The sequence below is a fragment of the Pseudomonas sp. R11-23-07 genome (assembly GCF_003852295.1).
GTDB lineage: Bacteria > Pseudomonadota > Gammaproteobacteria > Pseudomonadales > Pseudomonadaceae > Aquipseudomonas.
The window spans coordinates 1,070,210-1,091,980 of sequence record NZ_CP027761.1 but is presented as its reverse complement, the minus strand read 5'-3'; the positions used below and the strand labels follow the sequence as shown (position 1 = coordinate 1,091,980).

Genomic DNA, 21,771 nt, shown 5'->3' with positions numbered 1-21,771 from the left:
TCGTTTCTACCTCAGTTTCAGGGTGGCAAGGCCGACCAGTACCAGAATCACGGTGATGATCCAGAAACGGACGATCACGCGTGGCTCGGGCCAGCCCTTGAGTTCAAAGTGGTGGTGGATCGGCGCCATTCGGAATACACGGCGCCCGGTCAATTTGAAGGAAGCCACCTGGATGACCACCGACAGGGTTTCCATCACGAACACACCGCCCATGATGAACAGCACGATTTCCTGGCGCACGATCACCGCGATGGTGCCCAGCGCCGCGCCCAGTGCGAGTGCGCCGACGTCGCCCATGAACACTTGTGCCGGGTAGGTGTTGAACCACAGGAACCCCAGGCCGGCGCCGATCAGCGCGCCGCAGAACACGATCAGCTCACCCGCACCCGGTACGTAGGGAATCAGCAGGTACTCGGCGAACTTCACGTTACCCGAGAGGTAGCAGAAAATGCCGAGGGCGCCGCCGACCATTACCGTCGGCATGATGGCCAGGCCGTCGAGGCCATCAGTCAGGTTCACCGCATTGCTGGAGCCGACGATCACGAAATAGGTCAGCACCACGAAACCGATGCCCAGTGGAATGCTGGCGTCCTTGAGCATCGGGATGATCAAGGTGGTTTCCACGGCGCTTGGTGCGGTGGTGTACAGGAAGATCGCCGCCGCCAGGCCGAATACCGACTGCCAGAAGTACTTCCAGCGGCTCGGCAGCCCCTTGGAGTTTTTCTCGATCACTTTACGGTAATCGTCCACCCAGCCGATGGCGCCGAACAGCAGGGTCACCAGCAGCACCACCCACACGTAGCGGTTGTGCAGGTCAGCCCAGAGCAGGGTGCTGACGCCGATGGACGACAGGATCAACGCGCCGCCCATGGTCGGGGTGCCGGACTTGGACAGGTGCGACTGCGGGCCGTCATTGCGAACCGATTGACCAATTTGCAGGTTCTGCAGGGTGCGGATCATCCACGGCCCCAGAAACAGCGACAAACACAGCGCGGTCAGCACACCCAGGATCCCGCGCAGGGTCAGGTACTGAAAGACCGCGAAGCCTTTGTGGAACTGTTGCAGATACTCAGCCAGCAGCAGCAGCATTAATGTTTCTCCGTACTTGAGCCACACAAGGCTGCGACGACGTTTTCCATCACCGCGCTGCGCGATCCCTTGATCAAAATGGTTGTGTGTGTGTCGTGTTCAGCCGCAGCCAACGCCTGGATCAATTCGCCCTGGGTCGCAAAATGCCGCGCACCGGGGCCGAAGGCGTTTACCGCGTGCGCCATGTTCGGGCCGACGGCGTAGAACGCGTCGACTTTATCGGCGGCATAGGCGCCGACTTCGCGGTGCCCTTGTTCAGCCCAGTCGCCCAATTCGCCGATGTCGCCAAGTACCAGCACCTTGCGGCCATCAAAGCCTCTGAGCAGATCCACGGCGGCGTTCACGGAAGACGGGTTGGCGTTGTAAGTGTCATCGATCACGCGCATGCCGTTGGTGGCTAATTGCGCGACGGTGCGTCCTTTGACCGGCTGCACCGCGCCCAAGCCTGTGGCGATGCCGAACAGCGACACACCCAGGGCGTGGGCGGCAGCGGCAGCGGCCAAGGCGTTGGCGACGTTATGGTTGCCCAGCAGGTTCAGTTGCACGTGTTCACTGCCTTGCGGCGTGTGCAAGGTGAAGGACGGGCAACCACGCGCATCAACGGTGATGTCGCTGGCATGAAAATCGGCTGCGGCGTTATGCACCGCAAAGGTCAGCACCTTGCGACCGGCCGCGCGTACGCGCCAGGTCTCGAAAGCCTTGTCGTCAAGATTCAGTACAGCGGTGCCCGAAGCGTCGAGGCCTTCGAGAATTTCACCCTTGGCTTCGACGATCTTTTCCGGGCCACCGAATTCACCGACGTGGGCGGTACCGGCATTGTTGATAACCGCGACATGGGGCTTGGTCAGCGCCACGGTGTAAGCAATCTCGCCGACGCGGGAAGCGCCCAGTTCGATGACTGCCGCCGAGTGTTCCGGGGCCAGTTCAAGCAGGGTCAGCGGTGCGCCGAAATCATTGTTCAGGTTGCCCCGGGTGGCGAGTACCGGCCCGCGCGTGCGCAGTACGCCGGCCAACAGTTCCTTGACGGTGGTCTTGCCACTGGAGCCGGTGATCGCGGCAACCGGCTTGTCGAAAGCGGCACGGTTCAGCGCGCCCAGTTGGCCCAAGGCCAAGCGGGTATCGGCGACCAGCAACTGTGGCAACGTCGCGTGCGCCACTTCACGTTGCACCAGGGCACCCACGGCGCCTTTGGCGGCGACGTCGTTCAGGTAGTCGTGACCGTCAAAACGCGGGCCTGTGAGTGCGATGAACAGCTGGCCGGGCCGGATGTTGCGACTGTCGATACTGACGCCGTCGAACGTGCAATCGCTCGACAGCACCCGGGCCGACAACGCCTGGGCCAGTTCGCTGAAGGTCATCGGCTTAAGCATGGGCGACCTCCCAGGCGGTCAGCGCGTGACCCGCCTCGACCAGATCGGAGAAGGCATGGCGCTCGCCGTTGATTTCCTGGTAATCCTCATGCCCCTTGCCAGCCAGCACCACCACGTCATCCGCGCTGGCACTGGCGATCAATTGGGCAATGGCTGCGCCGCGACCCGCCACGAACGTGACGCTGGCAGTGTCTTTGAAGCCTTCGCGTATATCGTCGAAAATCCGGCTGGGGTCTTCGCTGCGCGGGTTGTCGTCGGTCACCAGCACGCCGTCGGCCAGGCGCTCGACAATCTCGGCCATCAACGGACGCTTCCCGCGATCACGGTCGCCGCCGCAGCCGAACAGGCACAACAGCTTGCCCTTGGCGTGCGGACGCAGGGCCAGCAGGACTTTTTCCAGTGCATCAGGGGTGTGGGCGTAATCGACCACCACCAACGGTTGCGTACCGCCACCCAGGCGCTGCATGCGGCCGGCCGGGCCTTCCAGTTTGGGCAGGACTTTCAGAATTTCGTCGAGGGCGTAATCCAGGCCGAGCAAGGCGCCGATGGCTGCCAATACGTTGCTCAGGTTGAAACGCCCGAGCAGCGTGCTGCGCAAATGGTGCTCGCCTTGTGGCGTTACCAAGGTGGCGCGCACGCCTTCGTCGCTGAACTGGGCTTCGCGGCAGTACAGGTACGCACGGGTGTCTTCCAGGCTATAGCTGATCAAACGCGCTTCGCTGTCTTGAGCCGCCAGTTGGCGACCGAAGGCGTCATCCAGGTTCACTACCCGGCACTTCAGGTGATTCCAGGCGAACAGCTTGGCCTTGGCCGCTGCATAAGCGTCCATGGTGCCGTGGTAATCGAGGTGGTCGCGGGACAGATTGGTCATCACCGCCACGTCAAACGCCAGGGCCGTGACACGGCCCTGGTCGAGACCATGGGACGACACTTCCATGGCAACCGCCTTGGCGCCGGCCTTTTTCAAGTCGGCCAGGGTCGCTTGCACGGCAATCGGGTTCGGCGTGGTGTGCAGGCCGCTTTGCAGCGCACCATAGAAGCCGGTGCCCAGGGTACCGACGATGCCGCAGTGCTGACCCAGCAGGTCCAGGGCCTGGGCGACCAATTGAGTCACGCTGGTCTTGCCGTTGGTGCCGGTCACGCCCACCAGGTTCAGGTGGCGGCTCGGCTCACCGTAGAAGCGCCCGGCAATATCGGACAACTGCGCGGCCAAGCCCTTGACTGGAATCAACGGCACATCGGTGATCGGCAGCACAGTAGCGCCTTCCACTTCATAAGCAACAGCGGCAGCACCACGTTGCAGGGCGTCGGCAATATGCGCACGGCCATCGAACTTGCCACCGGGCACGGCCAGGAACAGGTCACCGGCGCGCACGTTGCGGCTGTCCAGGCTCAACTCGCGAATCAGCAGATCGCGGCCGGCGTGGGCAAAAATCTTGTTCAGGCTAAGAGACATCAGCCGCGCCCTCCATTGGCTTTTACAGCAGCGGCCGGGGGTGCGGCGTTCGCTTGCTGGGTTGGCGCAAGATTGTCCGGCGTGATGTTCATCAGGCGCAGGGTGCCGGACATCACTTTGCTGAACACTGGCGCCGAGACCAGGCCACCGAAGTAACCGGCCTTGCTCGGTTCATCGATCACTACGACGATGGCGTAGCGCGGGTCGCTCATCGGGCCAAAACCGGCGAACAATGAACGGTAGGAATTTTCCGCATAACCCTTGGTGCCCACCGAGGTTTTACGCGCGGTACCGGACTTGCCGGCCACGTGATAGGCCGGCACCTGGGCGCGGAATACGCCACGCGGCGCCTCGATTACTTGTTGCAGCATGCCTTGCATGGTCTTGGCGACTTTTTCCGGGATCACCTGGGTGGCTTTCGGCGCTTCGTCCACATGGATCAGGCTCAGTGGAACCATTCGGCCATTATTCGCCAATACCGAGAAAGCGTGGGCCAGTTGGATCGCAGTCACCGACAGGCCGTAGCCGTACGACAGCGTGGCGGTCTCGGCCTTTTTCCAGTCGCGGTAGTTCGGCAGGTTGCCGACGCGCTCACCCGGAAAATCGAGCCCGGTGGGCTGGCCCAGGCCGATCTTTTGCGCCAGGTGATAGATGGTTTCACCACCGATATCGAAGGCGACCTTGCTCATCCCTACGTTACTGGAGTTGATCAGGATGCCTGTCAGATCCAGCACCGGGCCCTCGGTGCGCGACACGTCGCGAATGGTGTATTTGCCCAACTGCAAAGTGCCTGGATACACCTCGACCTTGTCGCTGGGCTTCCAGCGTCCGGTTTCCAGGGCGGCACTCATGGAGATGGCTTTCATGGTCGAACCCGGCTCGAACACGTCGATCATCGCGCGGTTGCGCATCATCGCCGGCTGCAGGTTGCGACGGTTGTTCGGGTTATAGGTCGGCTGGTTGACCATGGCGAGAATTTCGCCGGTCTTCACGTCCATGATCACCAGGCTGCCGGCTTTGGCGCCGTTCTCGATGATCGCGTTACGCAGTTCGCGGTTGGCCAGGTACTGCAGACGCAAGTCAATCGACAACGCCAAGGGCTTGCCGGCCTTGGCGTTCTTGGTGACCTGAACATCCTTGATCAGTCTGCCGCGCCGGTCCTTGATGACCTGGCGCTTGCCGGGAACGCCAGCCAGCCATTCGTCGTAGGCCAGCTCGACACCTTCGCGGCCATGGTCGTCGATATCGGTAAAGCCGACCATGTGCGCGGTGGTTTCACCGGCCGGATAGAAACGACGAAATTCCTCGATGCCATAGACACCCGGAATTTTCAGGTCGAGCACTTGCTGGCCCTGTTCCGGGGTGAGCCCGCGAACCAGATAGATAAATTCTTTATTGGCCTGGGCTTCCAGGCGTTCGGTCAGCGCTTTGCGGTCTTGCCCCAGGGCAGCGGCGAGTTCGGGCCACTTGTCCTTGGCTACCTGCAGTTCCTTGGCGTTGGCCCACAAGGTGGTCACCGGGGTACTCACGGCCAGAGGCTCGCCGTTGCGGTCGGTAATCAGGCCGCGGTGCGCAGGAATCGGAATATGCCGCAGGCTACGGGCATCGCCCTGGCCGATCAGGAAGTCACGGTCGACGACCTGCAGGTCGAAGATCCGCCAGACGATTGCACCCACCATCAATGCCAGCAAGCCGAGCATCAGGCGGAAGCGCCATGGATAGAGTGCGCCTTCAAGTTTCATCATGGCGCCACCATGCGTACGTCGGCCGCGCCCGGAATGTGCATTTTCAGTTGTTCGGTGGCCAGCACTTCGATACGGCTATGGGCCGTCCACGTACTCTGCTCCAGGATCAACCGGCCCCATTCCGCCTGCGCCTTGTCGCGCACGCTCAACTCCCCATAGAGGGTATTGAGCAATTGACGATTCCAGTGCGCGCTGTAGGACACCGCAATCGCGGACACCAGCACGCCGATAAACAGCAGCAACATAAAGAAGCTGCCGCCCGGCAGGGGTTTGGCGAAAAGCTTGCTCACCGCAACTTCTCCGCGACGCGCATGACGGCGCTGCGCGAACGTGGGTTGGCCTTGAGTTCGGCTTCGGAGGCGAACTGCGCTTTGCCATGAATTTTGATTTTCGGCACAAAGGCTTCGAAACGCACCGGCAGATTGCGCGGCAGGTTGTCGGACTCGCCCTTGACCAGACGCCGCATGAACAGTTTGACGATACGGTCTTCCAGGGAATGGAAACTGATCACCACCAGGCGACCGCCCACTTCCAACGCGTCCAGGGCAGCCTCGAGGCCAGCCTCCAGATCGCCCAATTCGTTGTTGACGTGAATGCGCAGGCCCTGGAACGCACGGGTCGCCGGGTTCTTGCCCTTCTCCCATGCGGGGTTGGCAACCTTCAGCACTTCGGCCAGGTCAGCGGTGCGTTCGAACGGATGGATTTCGCGGCGCTCGACCACGGCGCGGGCCATGCGACCGGCGAAGCGTTCTTCGCCGTACTCCTTGAACACCCGGGCAATTTCTTCCACCGGCGCGGTGGCGATGAACTGCGCGGCGCTGACGCCACGGGTAGGGTCCATGCGCATGTCGAGGGGGCCATCGTTCATGAAGCTGAAGCCGCGCTCCGGGTCATCGAGCTGCGGCGAAGACACGCCGAGGTCGAGCAGAATCCCGGCCACCTTGCCCGCCATGCCGCGCTCGGCGACTTCGGCGCCCAGCTCGGCAAAGCTGCGCTGCACAACGACAAAGCGGCCGTCTTCGGCCGCTAGCGCTTGCCCGGTGGCAATCGCTTGAGGGTCTTTGTCGAACCCGAGGAGTTTACCGTTGGGCCCGAGCTGGCTGAGTATCAACCGACTGTGCCCGCCCCTGCCGAAGGTGCCATCCAAATAGCAGCCATCCGCGCGTACGGCGAGAGCCTCAACGGCTTCGTCAAGCAGTACGGTGATGTGGTTAAAGCCGCTATCAATAGTCACAGGATCAAATCACGCAGTTCATCAGGCATGGCGCCCGGTTGTTGAATAGCAGCCAGGTCAGCTGCAGAAACAGCATCCCAGGCATCTTCGTCCCACAATTGGAACTTGTTCAGTTGGCCTACCAGCATTGCGCGCTTGTCGAGCCTGGCGTATTCGCGCAAACGCGGCGGCACCAGGAAACGACCGCTGCCATCGAGTTCAAGGTCGACGGCATTACCGATCAGCAAACGCTGCAGGCGGCGGTTTTCTTCACGCAATGAAGGCAGAGCGCGCAACTTGGTTTCAATCAACTCCCACTCATCGAGGGGGTAAACACACAAACAAGGGTCAACCGCGTCAATCGTGATGATTAACTGCCCCGAACTTCGCGAAATGAGCTCGTCACGATACCGGCTCGGCATGGCGAGACGGCCTTTTGCATCGAGACTGATAGCGTTAGCTCCGCGAAACACAGGTGCGTTTCTCCAATTTTTAGCGTTTTACGTTCAAAAAACCCACTTTGTGCCACTTTCCGCCACTTGCGCACACTATAGGAATGCGCCCACCACACCGTCAAGGCGCGGATACAAGGAAAAGCCTTACAGAACGGAGATTTACGAGCGTAACGGGAGGAGAAACCCGAGTTCAGCGTGGTTTTTGACTCAACAAGCACAAATAACTCAAAGCGCTATGGCTCAGAGTTAAAGTAATTTATTAAGAGTAAGATTTTTTTGGTATTACGAAGACGCATCTGCCAATGATTTGGCAGGGAGGGATTCTTGCGTTACTACCGGGTTTTCTGCCCGAGGTTCAGGCAGAAGGAAAAAAGGTGGAGAGTCGATCTGTAAGCCGGGTTCTGTCTTGAACAGTCATTCGTCTACGATGGCCATCACTGGACATCTTTAGCAACCTACCCGGTCCCAGCGCGGGCCACGCCTTGGGACCCTATTTGGTCTTGCTCCAAGTGGGGTTTACCTAGCCACGAACTGTTGCCAGTCGTGCGGTGCGCTCTTACCGCACCTTTTCACCCTTACCGGCACCGAAGTGCTTAGGCGGTTATTTTCTGTGGCACTTTCCGTAGGCTCACGCCTCCCAGGCATTACCTGGCACTTCGCCCTATGGAGCCCGGACTTTCCTCCCCCCCCTAATTTTCATAGAGGGCAGCGACTGTCCAATCGACTCTCCGCCGCGCAGGTTAACGGCACGACGGCCTCAGGACAAGTATTAAAAGTGCAGCATTGCCATCACCATCGGACGAAACACCGGCCCGGCCCCGGAACTATTCGGCTTTCTGTTTATCCAGCGCCGCCTGATACAACACATTCTTGCGCACCCCGGTAATTTCTGCGGCGAGGGCGGCAGCCCGCTTGAGCGGCATCTCCTTGAGCAGCAAATCGAGGATGCGCATGGCTTCGCTACCGACCGCATCTTCATCCTCTGGAGCCGTCCAGCCGGCCACCAGCACCACGCATTCTCCGCGCTGCTGATTGCTGTCGCCTTCGACAAACCCGCGCAGCTCTTCCAGCGGCAGGCCCTTGAGGGTTTCGAAGGTCTTGGTCAATTCGCGAGCCAGCAGCGCCAGGCGCGCGCCGCCGAACACCAGCTCCATGTCCTGCAGGCACTCCAGGATGCGGTGCGGGGCTTCGTAGAAAATCAAGGTGCGCGGCTCTTCCTTCAGCGCCTGCAAGCGCGCGCGACGCCCTACCGTCTTGGCGGGCAGGAAGCCTTCGAAGATAAAGCGGTCCGACGGCAAACCCGCTGCAGATAATGCTGCAATCAGCGCGCACGCGCCTGGAACAGGCACTACATTGATACCAGCGGCGCGCGCCTGGCGGACCAGATGGTAGCCCGGGTCGGAAATCAGCGGGGTGCCCGCATCGGAGATCAACGCAACATCATCACCTGCCAGCAAACGGGTGATAAAACGGCTGCCCTCCTCGCGCTCGTTGTGTTCATGACAGGCCGCCAGTGGCGTGGGGATTCCAAAATGCTGCATCAACCGTTGGGAGTGTCGCGTGTCTTCCGCCGCGATCAATTTAACCTCGCGCAACACTTTCAATGCCCGGGCACTGATGTCGTCCAGGTTGCCAATGGGCGTCGCCACGACAAAAAGCGAGCCTGCAGTGGAATTCAAAGGACCTGGAGCAGTCAAAACGCACACCTCGATGGTTGGCAAAAGCCACATTGTAGCGCGTCAACGCGCTGAAAATATGCCGTCACGGCGGATGTCGTTTCAGCCATTGTTAGTAAAACGCAACAATTGCACGACCTAAATCCACGGTTTCACGCCACGAACATCGCGCCTGGGCCAGTGCTTGGGTACACTTCCACGCTAATTTGATCGGTATCAGGAACACTTACATGATCGCTTGCCTGCGGCTGCTCTCCGCCCTCTGCCTCGCTGCCTTGCTGGCCGCTTGCGCCAGCTCGCCCTCGTCCAGCCTTGGCGACCTACCACGCACGCCCGACGCCAGTATCGAGCAACTGCTCGAACAGGCCACGGCCGCCAAGACGCCAGAAAAGGCCGCATTGCTGCGCCTGAGTGCGGCTGACCTGGCCTACCAGCAGAACAACCCTGGCCGCTCCTCGCAGATTCTTGCGCAGGTTCCCCTGGATGCTCTGAAGCCGGCCGCGCAAGTGTTTGCCAGCACCCTGGCCGCCGAGCTGGCGATGACCCGCAATCAGCCCAAGGCTGCATTGACGGCGCTGAACCACCCCAGCCTGCAAAGCCTGAAGGAGCTGCCGGTCGATCAACAAGTGCGCACCGGCACCGTGCATGCCCGCGCCTATGAAGCCGACGGCCAGACCCTGGCGGCAGCGCGGGAGCGTGTCGCCATGGCGCCGCTGCTCACCGGTGACGCCGCCAACAGCAACCACGAAGCGATCTGGGTGTTGATTGCCGCACTGCCCGCCGAGCAGCTGCAAGCCACCGGCAACCCGACGCTGGACGGCTGGATCACCCTGGCCCAGGCGGTCAAGGGCGCCGGCACGCTGGAGCAGCAACAAACCGCCATCGACACCTGGCGCGCACGCAACCCGGGCCATCCGGCGGCCGTGCAATTGCCAACGCCCTTGACCAAACTCAAGGAACTGGCCAGCCAGCCGCTGACCAAGATCGCCCTGCTGCTGCCGCAGGAAGGCGCCTTGGCGTCGGTCGGCAAGGCATTGCGTGAAGGTTTCATGGCCGCTCACTATCAGGCCGAACAGGCCGGGCAGAAGCCGCCGGTGATTGAGTTCTACGACAGCTCGCGCCTGACCTCCATCGACGACTTCTACGCCAAGGCCCAGGCCGCCGGCGTGCAGCTGGTGGTTGGCCCGCTGGAAAAACCGCTGGTCAAACAGCTCAGTGCACGCCCGCAATTGCCGATCACCACCCTGGCGCTGAACTACAGCGAAGGCGATCAAGCCCCGGCGCAGTTGTTCCAGTTCGGCCTGGCCGCTGAAGACGAAGCCCGTGAAGTGTCGCGCCGCGCCCGTGCCGACGGCCTGCATCGCGCCGCCGCCATGGTGCCCCGTGGCGAATGGGGCGAGCGTGTCTACAAGGCCTTCCGCCAGGATTGGGAAGCCAACGGTGGCACCGTCATGGGCGTCGAATATGTCGACCAGCCTGTGGCCCTGGCCCAGCAGATCGCCGACCTCTTCCAACTGCGCAAAAGCGAAGGCCGCGCCAAGAGCCTGCAAGACACCGTCGGCACTGACGTTGCCGCCCAGCCTTCGCGTCGCCAGGACATCGAGTTCATCTTCCTGGCCGTCACCCCGCAACTGGCCCAGCAGATCAAGCCGACCCTGAACTTCCAGTACGCCGGTGATGTGCCCGTCTACGCGACGTCCCACGTCTTCAGCGCCAGTGGCGACCGCAACCAGTACCTGGACATGACCAACGTGATGTTCTGCGAAACCCCTTGGTTGCTCAACACCACCGACCCGTTGCGCAACCAGGTCGCCGCACAATGGCCGCAGGCCAATGGCAGCCTGGGTCGCCTGTATGCGATGGGCGTCGATGCCTATCGCCTGGCGCCACGCCTGGGCCAGCTCAAGGCGTTGCCGGACACCCGTGTCGACGGCCTCTCCGGTAACCTGGGCATCAGCGCCAACCAGCGCGTTGACCGCCAGATGCCGTGGGCGAAGTTCGTGGGTGGCGAGATCCAACGCCTGCCGGATACCCCGCGCTGATGCCCGAACCGTCCAGCGCACAAAGCGGCAAGGATGCCGAACGCTACGCGCTGAACTATCTGCAACAACAGGGTCTGCGCCTTCTGGCGCAGAACTGGTTATGTAAACGCGGTGAGCTTGATCTGGTCATGCTTGACGGCGATACAGTAGTATTCGTCGAAGTCCGCTACAGAAAACACGCACAATGGGGTGGCGCGCTCGCCAGTATCGATGGGCGCAAGCGTCAAAAGCTGATACTCGCCGCGCAGTTTTTCCTGCAGAAAGAGCATCGCTGGGCCGATAGCCCCTGCCGTTTCGATGTGGTTGCCATGGAAAGCACACCGTCGGGCCCAACTGACCTGAATTGGCTCAAAGATGCCTTCGACAGCTGACTCACCCGGCACCTTCACCCCACACTTTTGCTCTTTGCTTTGCGGGCTGCACATTTCTGTGCCAAACAGCCGCGCTCATTAAGGTCACACAGATGGACATGCAATCCCGAATTCGCCAGCTTTTCCAGGCCAGCATCGACACCAAGCAACAGGCGATGGACGTACTTGCACCGCACATCGAGCAAGCCAGTCAGGTCATGGTCAACGCCTTGCTCAACGAAGGCAAAATGCTTTCGTGCGGTAACGGCGGCTCGGCCGGTGACGCCCAGCATTTCTCCTCCGAGCTGCTCAACCGCTTTGAGCGCGAGCGCCCGAGCCTGCCGGCGATCGCCCTGACCACCGATTCGTCGACCATCACCTCGATCGCCAACGACTACAGCTACAACGAAATCTTCTCCAAACAGATCCGCGCCCTCGGGCAGCCGGGCGATGTGTTGCTGGCGATTTCCACCAGTGGCAACTCGGCCAACATCATTCAAGCGATCCAGGCCGCACATGATCGCGAAATGATTGTCGTAGCATTGACCGGGCGCGACGGCGGCGGCATGGCCTCGTTGCTGCTGCCTGAGGACGTGGAGATTCGCGTTCCGGCCACTGTCACTGCACGCATTCAAGAAGTCCACCTGCTGGCGATCCACTGCCTGTGCGATCTGATCGACAGCCAACTGTTCGGGAGTGAAGAATGACCGTTAATCGCCTCAGCCTTTTGGCCATCACGCTGTGCCTCGCCATCAGCGGCTGCAGTACGGCAATCACCGCTACACGGGACACCCCCATCCAGGATGACCGGGGCACACGTACCTTCGGCAGCACCATCGATGACTCGCTGATTGAAACCAAGGTCAAGGTCAACGTCGCCAAAGCGGCTACGGACCTGGGCAATGGCGCGTCACGCATTGTGGTCACCAGCTTCAACGGCGTCGTGCTGCTGGCCGGACAAACCCCGCGCGCCGAACTCAAGGCCCAGGCTGAACAGGCCGCCTCGGCGGTGCAACGGGTCAAGAAGGTGCACAACGAACTGCAGGTCATGGACCCGATCACGCTGCTGGCCATCAGCAACGATGCCTTGCTGACCACCAAGATCAAGGCGCAGATGCTCACCGACAGCGCCGTTCCGGGCTCGCGCATCAAGATCGTCACCGACAACGGTATCGTCTACATGATGGGCCTGTTGACCCAGGCGGAAGCCACTCGCGCGGCCAACCTGGTACAGGGTGTGTCCGGTGTGCAGAAAATCGTCAAGGTGTTCGAATACATCGACTGATGTAACCGAAAGCCAAAAAAAGGGCGCCGTGCAGTCAATGCACGGCGCCCTTTTTTGTGGCGGTGTTTACTGGTATTGCGAGTACGGGTTGCCCTGGAACTGGTTGTTCTGTTGTGGCACCTGTTGCTGGGCGCCCGGCTGGCCGTACTGCTGGCCGGGGATCGGGCCGAGGTTCACTTCTACGCGACGGTTCTGGGCACGGCCGTTGACGTCAGCGTTACTGGCGATCGGATTATCCGGGCCGGCGCCGCGTGCGCTCAGGTTGGCAGCACTGACGCCCTGGGAGGTCAGGTAGTTGGCCACGCTCTGCGCACGGCGCTGGGAAAGGTCCATGTTCAACTGACGGCTGCCGGTGCTGTCGGTGTAGCCAACGATCTGGATGGTGTTCTGGTTGAACTGCTTGAGGGAGTTGGCCAGGTTGTTCAGCGGCTGATAGAAGCTGCTGGAGATGGCGTCGGAGTTGGTGGCGAAGGTGATATTGCCGGGCATGATCAGCTTGATCTGGTCACCCTGGCGCTGCACTTCAACTCCGGTATTGGCCATGCTTTCGCGCAGTTTTTTCTCTTGCTGGTCGGCGTAGTAGCCATAGCCGGCGGCGCCGGCACCCGCAACGACTGCGCCGATGAGCGCGCCCTTGCCACGGTTGTTATGGTCGATGGCCGCACCGGCCAATGCCCCGGCCAGCGCGCCGAGGCCGCCGTACTTGGCGGTCTTGCTCATGCCGCTTTCGGAACCATTGCCGGCCTGTCCCTGGCTGCCGTCATAAGGGTTGGGTGAAGCGCAGCCGGACAACAGGGCTACGGCGGTGGCGACAACAAGCAGACGACGCGGAGTGAACATGAAGGAAGCTCCTACTTTTGCATTCTGTGATGCAGAGGACATGGGCAACGGACCTGTGCCGGGTTTGGAACATGGCAAGCGGTAAAAATTCCGTGAGCGCGGCTCTTGCAGGATAAAAAAGCCAGCCACTCTGGGCGCTACGTAGACCGTAGCAGACACCGGCTGAACACGAGCTGGGGTTTTGTTGCAACGCTTGTTAGACGCTACTGCCAGCCGGCAATCGCTTGGCACATAAACACCAGAACTGATCGAGCCCGCCGTATGTTTAAGAAGGGTTAATGTTCAGTCCATAAACTTTGAATCTATGACGTTTGTCGTTAATGGTCTGCTATAGATATCGAGCTTCCAAAAGACGTACGCAAATGTCGACGGTCCGAAAGGAAGATGTCGATCGGGTGACCGCCGCACTAGAACGCGCCGCTGATTAATATCCCTCTGGCTATCAGACTGTCGATTCCACAAGGAAAGAACCCATGTCTTCACCATCGTCCGCGAGCCACGCAACTGGCAACGGGCTGTTCGGCCTGTTTTGCCTGGGCAGCTATCTACTATCCCTGTCGTATGGCACTACGTTCTTATTGGCCATGAAGCTGCGGGACAGCGGCGGCAGCGAGTCCGACGCCGGTACGATTATCTCGGTTGCGATGCTCAGCACGTTCCTGGCAGTCATATTTTCAGGCCACTTGACCGATCTGATCGGTGCTCCCAGAGCCATCGCAGCGGGTGCTGTGCTGCTGGCAGCGGCTTGCCTGGGCTTCGCGACCGTGCCAGCTTTCGGCGTGGCACTGCTGGCCAGCGGCTTGATACTGGGGTTTGGATGGGGCGTTTTCTACACACTTGGGCCGATCATTGTGGCGATGATCATAGAGCCTGCACGGCGCGTGAAGTATTTTGCATTGCTGTCGGGCAGCATGATGAGTGGCATCGGCACGGGGCCGCTGGTAGGGCGAGCCGCCGAGGCGCTGGGCCATTCGGTGGAGTCCGCATTTATCGTCGCCGCCATTGCCAGCCTGGCTGGAGGGGCATTGTTTTTCCTGCTCGCCCCCAACATCAAGCAGCAGCAAGCACGTCTTGGGCCGGTGACAGTGTGCAAGATCAGCGCGCGGGCGGCACAGGCGGTGCTTGGTTCCAAGGCGGTATTTGCCATCATCATGGTCGGTCTCGGCGGCGCAATCTTCGGCGGGCTTTCGAGCTTCCAAACCTCCTATGCCGCGCTTAACCATCTCGATTATTCCCTGTTTTTCCTGGGTTTCATGAGCGCGGCGATCTCCTGTCGCCTGCTGGTCGCGGGGTATATCGTCAAGCGCGATCCCTACCTGATGTCGAGCCTGTTAAGTGCGCTGATGGTGATTTCGGTATTGATGTTCACCTTCTTCGTACACTCTTCGGCGGCGTATTTGCTGGCCGCCATTGTGCTCGGGGTAGGTTACGGGCTGACTTACTCTGTAATAAACGGGCTGGCAGCCAATGAAGCCCCCGCGGGCCAGACCGCGCAATCATTAGTTTTATTCAGTCTTTCCTACTTCGTCGGCGTGTTCGGCTTTCCGTTATTGGCCGGTAAAATAATCGTCAACCATGGCATGTCGACGTTGCTCTCTATCATCCTGGTTGTTGCCTTGTGCAACTGGTCGATCACGTTGGCGCGTCTGATATGGCGACGCACAATGCTCGGCGCAACAGCGTAACCGTCAATGCCTTAGAAAGGAGAGGATGCCGAGTAATAGGTAAAACGGTGGCATCGGCTGCTAAGCTACGCAAACGCGATTGGCTCTCCGGCAACGGCCAGCACCCTAGCCAGTCGCTTTTGGAGCGGCCCTATGGCGAATCAACAGATCATCTGCGAACACTGCGACTGCGTGTACCAGAAAGTCACGCTCGCCAAACATCAGAAAGCCCTGTGCCTGCGCTGCGAGGGAGTACTGCAGCGCTATAACGGCCTGTCGGTGCAGCAGCGCCTCGCACTGACGCTCACCGCAGCGGTGTTGTGGGCGTTCGCCAATTTTTATCCGGTGATGAGCATCAGCCTGCAGGGCCTGAAGAACAGCGCGACACTCTGGGATTCGGTGGTCGCGCTGAGCCAGGGGCCGATCACGTTTATCGCCTTGGTGGCGGCGATTTCCATAATCATCGCGCCAGTGTTTCAGCTGCTGCTGCTGATCTGGGTGTTGAGTTTTGCCCTCTCCGGCAGGCGCTCGCCGGCCTTCAAGCTGTGCATGCGCTGGCTGGAAGCCCTCAGGCCCTGGAGCATGCTGGAGGTGTGCCTGTTGGGCGCGATGGTGGCGGTCTTCAAGCTGGCCGGTATGCTCGATGTGATACCCGGCATCGGCCTGTTCGCGCTGGCCGCCCTCAGCCTTTTGCTGATCCGCATCGCCGGGCGCGATGTGCGTGACCTGTGGGACACCCTATGAATTCACCGCCCACCGCCCGCGAACTCAACCTGTGCCTGTGCCACACCTGCGGCCAGCCGTGCGACATGCGCAGCGAACCCACCGAGTGTGAGCGCTGCGGCGCCCCGTTGCACCGGCGCAAGGTTCAGTCCCTGACCCGCACCTGGGCCTACCTGCTCACGGCACTGGCATTCTATGTGCCGGCGAACATATTGCCGGTGATGAACACCACCATGCTCGGCTCCGGGGCGGACAGCACCATCATGAGCGGCGTGCTGGAATTCTGGCAACATGGCGCCTGGGACATTGCGCTGATCATTTTCATCGCCAGCATTGCCGTGCCGGGCATCAAGTTCGTATCCCTGGGGCTGCTGCTGATCACGGTGCAGCGCAATAGCCAGTGGGCGCGCAAGGAGCGCTCGAAGCTGTTCCGGTTTATCGAGCTGATCGGCTATTGGTCGATGCTGGATGTGATCGTGGTGGCACTGGTGGCCGCGCTGGTGAAGTTCCAGGCCCTGGGCGACATCGAGCCGCGCCTGGGCATTCTGTTTTTTGGGCTGGTGGTCGTGTTCACGATGCTCGCGGCCATGAGTTTCGATCCCCGGCTGATCTGGGAAAATCCACACAATGAGGAGACCTCGGATGAGCTCATCCAAGGCTGATGCTGACACCCCTGCGGGAACACCCGTAATCAAGACGCGTCGCTTCAGCGTTTCGCTGGTTTGGATCGTGCCGATTGTCGCCGTGCTGGTGGGTATCTCCCTGGTGGTCCATAGCGTGCTGCAACAGGGCCCGACCATCACCCTCAACTTCAAGACCGGCAGCGGGCTGGTCGCCAACAAGACCGAGGTCAAGTACCGCAACGTGGTCATCGGCCAGGTCACAGGCGTTGCCTTGAGCGATGACCAGAAAAGCGTCAACGCCACCGTCGAGCTGGCCAAGCAGGCGGAGAGCTTCACCCGCGAAGACTCAAAGTTCTGGGTGGTGCGCCCGCGCATCGGCGCCGGCGGTGTGTCCGGCATCGACACCTTGCTCTCCGGCGACTACATCGGTGCCGATATCGGCCAGTCCGACGCCCGCGCCAAACAATTCAAAGGCCTGGAAAACCCGCCGCCCATCACCTATGGCGAGCCAGGCAAACGCTTCACCCTGCATACCCAGGGCCTCGGGTCGCTGGATATCGGCTCGCCGGTCTATTACCGCAAGATCCCGGTCGGCCAGGTCGTTGCCTATGAATTGGACAGCGAGGGCAAGGGCGTGAATATCGAGGTGTTCGTGCATGCGCCCAATGACGCGTATGTCACCGAGAACACGCGCTTCTGGAACGCCAGCGGTGTCGACCTCAGCGTCGGCGCCAACGGCTTCGCGCTGAAGACCGAATCGTTGTCGTCCATGTTGATGGGCGGCGTCTCCTTCCAGGCACCGCCCTACAACCCCAACGACAAGCCCGCCGAGGAAAACCGCAACTTTGAACTGTTCGAAGACCAGCAAAGTGCCCTCGCCCCGCCCAATGGCAAGGGGCAATACATGGTGCTGCGCTTCGATCAAGCCCTGCGCGGGCTGAAAGTTGACGCCCCGGTGGAATTCCTCGGCGTCGAATTCGGCAAAGTGGTCTCGATCAACCTGGATTTCGACGCCAAAAAGCGCAGCTTCCCGGTCAACGTCGGCATCGTGATCTACCCGCAACTGCTCGGCCAGGCGCACACCAAGCTGCTCAAGGCGATGAACAATAACCCTGACGATGAAGCGGCCGGCGTGCGCCTGATCGGTAGCTTCATCGAAAACGGCCTGCGCGCCCAGGCCCGCAGCGGCAACCTGCTGACCGGTCAGCTGTACATCGCCCTGGACTTCTACCCCAAGGCCGAGAAAGTCGCGTTTGACCCGAACCAGCGCCCCGTGGGCATCCCCACCCTTCCCGGCAATCTGGAACAATTGCAGGAGAAATTCGAAGGCATCGTCAACAAGATCAGCCAACTGCCGGTCGAGCGTATCGCCGGCAATCTCGATGCCAGCCTGGTCGAGTTGCGCAAGGGCCTGGCGCAATTCAATGCCAAGACCCTGCCCGGTGTGCAGACGACCCTGGGCGACGTGAGCAAGACCCTGCAGTCGGCCAGTTCAACCCTGGCCGAAGACTCGCCGCAGCGCGAGCAACTGACCCAGACCCTGGATGAACTGGCGCGCATGTCGCGCTCCCTGCGCGAGCTTTCGGATTACCTGGGCCGGCATCCGGAGTCGCTGATTCGCGGTCGCGCCGATAATGCCGCGCCCCTTGACCTGCAAGGGCCACCCCGCAAATGACCATTGGAGCCGCCATGACAGTGCCGTTGAAAATCACCCTGGTGACCGCCCTGCTGTTGCTCGCGGCATGCCGCAGCGAGCCGATTGCATTCCACACCTTGACCCCGGCGCACTGGAATAACGCCAGTCGCACGGAGGGAGGTGGCATCAGCATTGAAAGCATCACCGTGCCGCCCCAGGTCGACCGCGCACAGATCGTGATCCGCCAGGGCGACAGCGGCCTAGCGATCCTCGAAACCCAGTGGTGGGCCGCCACCCTCGCCGATGAGCTGAGGAGCGCGCTGGTCGACCAGTTGGCCGGCAGCGATGCCCGGCAAGCCGTGTCATTGCGCGTGGAAGTGCAGCGCTTCGATTCGGTGCCGGGGCAATACGCGCTGCTCGATGTGCGTTGGCGCCTCAGGCCGGCTGGCGGCGGTGATCGCCCTGCGCTGACCTGCCGCTCGACCTTGCAGTCACCGGCAGGCCCGAGCATCGATGACGTGGTGGTGGCGCACCAGAACAACCTCAAGCGCTTCGCCGCGCTGATCAACCGCGCTGCAGGCTCGTCCCTGACGCAGTGCCCGAGCGCGCAATGAACGGTGGCGCACTCAAGTCAGCAAGCCCATCGATTTGGCGCGCGCCACCGCCTGGGTGCGGCGCTCCACGCCCAGCTTGCTGTTGATATGGCTGGCGTGGGTTTTCACTGTGTGCAGGGAAATGAACAACTGGTTGCTGATCTCCTGGTTTGAACAGCCTTGGGCGATCAACTGCAAGACCGCCAGCTCCCGTGTACTCAGGGTTTCATGGTGAGGCGCGATCGCGACGACGGCGCTTGCCGGTAGCAGCGCCAGCAATGCCTGGTGCAACGGCTGATGGGACGGCTTGCCCAACTGCTCGCGCAGCCAATCCGGATAGTCCTCCAGCAACCGCTGGAACGGTTGCAACGCGCCGCCCGCGCCGGCGTCGAGTGCGTGGGCCAATACCGGCCTGGCCTTGGCTTCCTGGCCACACGCCAGCAGCACCTGGGCCTGTTGGGTCAGCGCCATCAGGGCGATCATCTGGCGGCCACTGCCGAGCGCCTGTTGCGCCAGGTCCTCAAGCCGTTGCAATGCCCTATCGGGCTGATGGCGAATGGCGTCCAGCGCGGCCTGTTGCAGCTCCACATGTTGTGGCAAGTGCGGATGAAACTCCGGTGCGGCGGCCGCCTGCTCGCCCGTGTAGGTCTGACCCAACCGCGTCAGCCAGGCATCGGCCAGGTCGGTACGGTCCTGGGCCAGCCACAACTCGCATTTGATCAGGGTGATCATCGCCAGGTAGTAGATCGGCGGCACGTCCCAGATATGCATCAAGCGCTCAGCCTCGGCCAACTCGGCAAAGGCTGCGGAGAAATCGCCTCGCCGCCCTTCGAAGCTGGCGATCACGCAATGCCCGATCAGCACACTGATATCCCGGCAGGCACGGGCTTCGGTCAGGCCGGCACGCAAACGCGCAAGCCCGGCTTCGGGCTGGTAACGCAGCAGCAGCAGGTAGCCTTCATACAACGACAACCGCGCGCGTACGGCGTACAGCCGCTGGGGTGCCAGCCCCTGCAGGCGCAGCAGGCCCTGGCGCACTTCGTCCAGGGCGCGCAGGATCTCGCCCCGCGCTTGCAGCACCCGGGCCCTGTCGTAATGAGCCAAGGCTTCAAACAGCGGGTTGCCGACGCGCTGCGCCAGTTCCAGGGATTCGCGGTTCAAGCCACGAGCCCGCCACAGATCGGCATCGACGATCGCCAGGTTGGAGAGGGTCGACAGGCACATCAAACGCTGGCCGTAACGCTTGTGCGGCAGGCTCTCCAGCGCCTCGTTGCAATAGCGCTGGGTCAATTCGCGGTCCCCTCGCCCACGGGCGATGATCCCGCTCAGTGCCAGCCATTGGGCCAGCATGGATTTTTGCGCGGTGGCCGACGGCGCCGGCAGGAAGCGACTGAGATAGCCGGACAGCTCCTGCGCCGCATCCAACTGGCACGCCAGCCCCAGCGCCCAGCTGTACAGCACGATCAAGCGCGGGGTGCTGATCAACAGGCTGTCGGGCAAGTCCATCTTCCAGCGCAGCAGCATGCCGACATTCTGCTCGGCCAGCAGCTGTTCTTCGGAGAGGTTCTGCACCAGGTTCGCCGCCACATCCAGGTGCCCGGCCCGCAGCGCCTGCTCCACCGCCTCATCGATCAGGCCCTGGGCGTTGAACCAGCGACAGGCGCGCAGGTGCAGACTGGCCAACGGTAACGTGGCGCTCTTTTCGCGGCGGGCGCGCAGCAGGTCGGAAAACAAATGGTGATAACGGTACCAGTGACCGTGTTCATCCAGCGGCACCAGAAACACCTGATGGGCCTGCAGGTAGCGCAGGATTTCCGGGCTGTCATGGGCCTCGCGGACCGCGTCGCACAGCTCGCTGCAAAAGCGCTCCTGGGGTGCGGTGTCGTAGAGGAACGCTTGCACCTCCGCAGGCAGGCAGTCGATGACCTCTTCCAGCAAGTAATCGCGAATCAGCCCTTCGCCACCGTTCAGGCCCTGCGGCAGGGCGCCGTCATTGCCGGCTTCGGAAGCGGCCAGCAGCCAGAAGCGCAGGCCGGCGACCCAGCCCTCGCTGCGGCGAATCAGGTTTTCCAGGGCCTCGCCACGTAACGAACTGCTGTGCCGGTCCAGCACGGCCAGGGATTCGTCATGGGTCAGGCGCAGGTCTTGCTCATGCAATTCCAACAGGTGCCGCGACAGGCGCAGGCGCGCCAGGTGCCAATCCGGGCGCTGACGGCTGGTGACCAGCACCACCAGGCCATCGGGCAAATGATTGAGAAAAAACTGCAGACAACGGTCCAGCACCGGCCCCTGGGCCAGGTGGTAGTCATCCAGCACCAGCAACAGCGGCGCCTGGACGCACAGGTGCACCGTCAGCTCATCGAGCAGGCCATCGAGCCATTCTTCAAAGGCAAAGGGTTGATGACGCTGACGCATTTTCAGCAGGCCCAGGGACTGGGCGCCGAGTTGCGGAAAGTACTGGCGCAAGCCTTCGAGCAGGCGCTCGAGAAAACGGCCAGGGTCGCTGTCCCGTGGGCTCAGGCCCAGCCAAAGGTTTTGCCAATGGGCGGGCAGGCTCTGGCAGAACTCCACCGCCAGGGAACTCTTGCCGAACCCCGCCGGCGCGCTGACCAGCAACAGTCGCCCTTCCAGGCCGGCGCCCAGGCGTTCGCACAGACGTGGGCGCAGCACGTAGCCGTCAGGCAGCGGCGGCCTGTAGAAACGGCCTTCCAGGGTCGGAATCACCGCGCTGGCAGGCCCTTGGATTCGGGACAGATCAGTCATCGCCGGGCTCTTGTAGAAGGCTGTTGTCGGCACTGCAGATGTCCGCAGACTAGCGGTAAAAGCGGCGGGATTGTAGATCTTTGCAACAAATGCCTGAAAAAGAACTGCGACAAAAAATATCCCGTAAACGCCCCAAACAAAAATGTGGGAGGGGGCTTGCTCCCGATGGCGGCGGATCAGTCAACGTATTCATCGACTGTCAGACCGCTATCGGGGGCAAGCCCCCTCCCACAGGGGGTATCAGCGTA

19 protein-coding genes and 1 other RNA gene are annotated in these 21,771 nt (G+C 61.5%); 9 read left to right on the top strand and 11 right to left on the bottom strand.

The features are described from left to right. Positions 1-6: 6 nt before the first annotated feature. The 9 genes from mraY to rsmI form a co-directional block, all read right to left on the bottom strand. On the bottom strand, positions 7-1,089 hold the full coding sequence (mraY, locus tag C4J84_RS04805; RefSeq protein WP_057724619.1) for a phospho-N-acetylmuramoyl-pentapeptide-transferase: 1,083 nt from the start codon (positions 1,087-1,089) through the stop codon (positions 7-9). Beyond that, positions 1,089-2,459: a UDP-N-acetylmuramoyl-tripeptide--D-alanyl-D-alanine ligase gene (murF, locus tag C4J84_RS04800; protein ID WP_124434993.1), complete on the bottom strand. Its 1,371-nt coding sequence runs from the start codon at positions 2,457-2,459 to the stop codon at positions 1,089-1,091. The genes mraY and murF overlap by 1 nt, the downstream gene beginning before the upstream one ends. After that, positions 2,452-3,915: a UDP-N-acetylmuramoyl-L-alanyl-D-glutamate--2,6-diaminopimelate ligase gene (locus C4J84_RS04795; RefSeq protein ID WP_124365873.1), complete on the bottom strand. Its 1,464-nt coding sequence runs from the start codon at positions 3,913-3,915 to the stop codon at positions 2,452-2,454. Before C4J84_RS04795 ends, murF begins: the two co-directional genes overlap by 8 nt. Then, positions 3,915-5,657, bottom strand: coding sequence for a penicillin-binding protein 2 (locus tag C4J84_RS04790; RefSeq protein WP_164485282.1), 1,743 nt, complete (start codon positions 5,655-5,657; stop codon positions 3,915-3,917). Before C4J84_RS04790 ends, C4J84_RS04795 begins: the two co-directional genes overlap by 1 nt. Further along, positions 5,657-5,950 carry a cell division protein FtsL gene (ftsL, locus tag C4J84_RS04785; protein WP_124361353.1) on the bottom strand — a complete coding sequence of 98 codons (294 nt, stop codon included), beginning with the start codon at positions 5,948-5,950 and terminating at the stop codon, positions 5,657-5,659. Before ftsL ends, C4J84_RS04790 begins: the two co-directional genes overlap by 1 nt. Further along, positions 5,947-6,894, bottom strand: a complete 948-nt coding sequence (gene rsmH / locus C4J84_RS04780; protein WP_164487811.1) for a 16S rRNA (cytosine(1402)-N(4))-methyltransferase RsmH — start codon at positions 6,892-6,894, stop codon at positions 5,947-5,949. The genes ftsL and rsmH overlap by 4 nt, the downstream gene beginning before the upstream one ends. Beyond that, positions 6,891-7,346 (bottom strand): division/cell wall cluster transcriptional repressor MraZ, encoded by a 456-nt coding sequence (gene mraZ / locus C4J84_RS04775; protein WP_004371993.1) that lies wholly within the window; start codon positions 7,344-7,346, stop codon positions 6,891-6,893. Before mraZ ends, rsmH begins: the two co-directional genes overlap by 4 nt. Before the next feature lie 356 nt (positions 7,347-7,702). Further along, positions 7,703-8,056, bottom strand: an RNA gene (gene rnpB, locus C4J84_RS04770) — RNase P RNA component class A. Between the two features lie 96 nt (positions 8,057-8,152). Further along, a complete protein-coding gene (gene rsmI / locus C4J84_RS04765) occupies positions 8,153-9,058 on the bottom strand; it encodes a 16S rRNA (cytidine(1402)-2'-O)-methyltransferase (protein ID WP_164485229.1) in 906 nt (301 codons plus the stop codon). Between the two features lie 176 nt (positions 9,059-9,234). On the opposite strand from rsmI, the gene C4J84_RS04760 reads away from it, so the two are divergent. The 4 genes from C4J84_RS04760 (at position 9,235) to C4J84_RS04745 (ending at position 12,681) form a co-directional block, all read left to right on the top strand. Beyond that, positions 9,235-11,046 carry a penicillin-binding protein activator gene (locus C4J84_RS04760; protein WP_124434992.1) on the top strand — a complete coding sequence of 604 codons (1,812 nt, stop codon included), beginning with the start codon at positions 9,235-9,237 and terminating at the stop codon, positions 11,044-11,046. After that, positions 11,046-11,417, top strand: a complete 372-nt coding sequence (locus C4J84_RS04755; RefSeq protein ID WP_124369681.1) for a YraN family protein — start codon at positions 11,046-11,048, stop codon at positions 11,415-11,417. Before C4J84_RS04760 ends, C4J84_RS04755 begins: the two co-directional genes overlap by 1 nt. A 92-nt stretch (positions 11,418-11,509) precedes the next feature. Continuing rightward, complete coding sequence (locus tag C4J84_RS04750) at positions 11,510-12,103, top strand: phosphoheptose isomerase (RefSeq protein WP_024073509.1); 594 nt, start codon at positions 11,510-11,512, stop codon at positions 12,101-12,103. Next, complete coding sequence (locus tag C4J84_RS04745) at positions 12,100-12,681, top strand: BON domain-containing protein (protein ID WP_124361348.1); 582 nt, start codon at positions 12,100-12,102, stop codon at positions 12,679-12,681. The genes C4J84_RS04750 and C4J84_RS04745 overlap by 4 nt, the downstream gene beginning before the upstream one ends. Before the next feature lie 66 nt (positions 12,682-12,747). Here C4J84_RS04745 and C4J84_RS04740 read toward each other — a convergent pair whose 3' ends face one another. Beyond that, positions 12,748-13,521 (bottom strand): OmpA family protein, encoded by a 774-nt coding sequence (locus C4J84_RS04740; RefSeq protein ID WP_124357087.1) that lies wholly within the window; start codon positions 13,519-13,521, stop codon positions 12,748-12,750. Positions 13,522-13,994: 473 nt separating this feature from the next. Here C4J84_RS04740 and C4J84_RS04735 point away from each other — a divergent pair, with 473 nt between their 5' ends. From C4J84_RS04735 to C4J84_RS04715, 5 genes are all read left to right on the top strand, one after another. Further along, on the top strand, positions 13,995-15,206 hold the full coding sequence (locus tag C4J84_RS04735) for an MFS transporter (protein WP_124409071.1): 1,212 nt from the start codon (positions 13,995-13,997) through the stop codon (positions 15,204-15,206). 132 nt (positions 15,207-15,338) lie between these two features. After that, on the top strand, positions 15,339-15,929 hold the full coding sequence (locus tag C4J84_RS04730; RefSeq protein WP_124434991.1) for a paraquat-inducible protein A: 591 nt from the start codon (positions 15,339-15,341) through the stop codon (positions 15,927-15,929). Continuing rightward, positions 15,926-16,570, top strand: coding sequence for a paraquat-inducible protein A (locus tag C4J84_RS04725; protein WP_124365867.1), 645 nt, complete (start codon positions 15,926-15,928; stop codon positions 16,568-16,570). The genes C4J84_RS04730 and C4J84_RS04725 overlap by 4 nt, the downstream gene beginning before the upstream one ends. After that, on the top strand, positions 16,551-18,206 hold the full coding sequence (locus C4J84_RS04720) for an intermembrane transport protein PqiB (RefSeq protein WP_124434990.1): 1,656 nt from the start codon (positions 16,551-16,553) through the stop codon (positions 18,204-18,206). Before C4J84_RS04725 ends, C4J84_RS04720 begins: the two co-directional genes overlap by 20 nt. Before the next feature lie 14 nt (positions 18,207-18,220). Continuing rightward, a complete protein-coding gene (locus C4J84_RS04715) occupies positions 18,221-18,781 on the top strand; it encodes a membrane integrity-associated transporter subunit PqiC (RefSeq protein WP_124434989.1) in 561 nt (186 codons plus the stop codon). A gap of 12 nt (positions 18,782-18,793) precedes the next feature. Here C4J84_RS04715 and C4J84_RS04710 read toward each other — a convergent pair whose 3' ends face one another. Further along, positions 18,794-21,523 (bottom strand): LuxR C-terminal-related transcriptional regulator, encoded by a 2,730-nt coding sequence (locus C4J84_RS04710; protein WP_124434988.1) that lies wholly within the window; start codon positions 21,521-21,523, stop codon positions 18,794-18,796. Positions 21,524-21,771 lie beyond the last annotated feature (248 nt).